Here is a 688-nt window from a genome sequence, read left to right as displayed (position 1 = left end):
GGGACCCGCCGGTCATCTTGTTGGTCGGCGTGAAGTCGTCATTGCCGAGCCAGACGGCGGCCGTGTAGTTGCCGGTGAAGCCGACGAACCAGGCGTCGCGGTAGGATTGCGTGGTGCCGGTCTTGCCGGCGACGACGATGTTGGGAAGCTGGGCGCGTCGTGCCGTGCCGATCACCGGCACCGCCGCCAGCATGGTGTTCATGTATTTCAACGCCTGTTCCGACAGCACGCGGTGCGGCGGCGTCGCGTCCTTGGTCCAGTCATACACCACATCGCCGGTGCGGGTGACGAGCTGGGTGATGCCGTGCCTGGAGCCGACGAAGCCGTTCTGGGCAAAGACGCTGTAGCCCGTCGCCTGGTCCATCACCGTCATGAGGGACGTGCCGAGCACCATGGTCTTGTGTGATTCCAGCGGCGATTCCACGCCCATCGATTCGGCCATCGCCTTGATCGGGCCGATGCCGAGATGGTCCTTGGCGAGCCGCACCGGCACGGTGTTGATCGACTTGGCGATTGCGGTCAGCAGCGTGACATTGCCGGCCGATCCGCCGCTGTAGTTATGCGGCGACCAGCTGCCCCAACTGATCGGACCACCGGAAACCACCGAGTCCGGGGTGAAGCCATGCTCCATCGCGGTGGCGTAGACGTAGGGCTTGAACGACGACCCGGTCTGGCGCAACGCCTTGGT

The 688-nt window shown here is 65.0% G+C and carries 1 protein-coding gene; it reads right to left on the bottom strand.

The window, feature by feature from the left end:
* Positions 1-688, bottom strand: a 688-nt coding sequence (locus EOA29_RS38945; protein WP_281061153.1) for a penicillin-binding transpeptidase domain-containing protein, incomplete at both ends; no start/stop codon positions are given.

The organism is Mesorhizobium sp. M1E.F.Ca.ET.063.01.1.1, assembly GCF_003998155.1.
In the GTDB taxonomy this organism is placed as follows: Bacteria; Pseudomonadota; Alphaproteobacteria; order Rhizobiales; family Rhizobiaceae; genus Mesorhizobium.
This window is presented reverse-complemented; position numbering and strand designations above follow the sequence as displayed.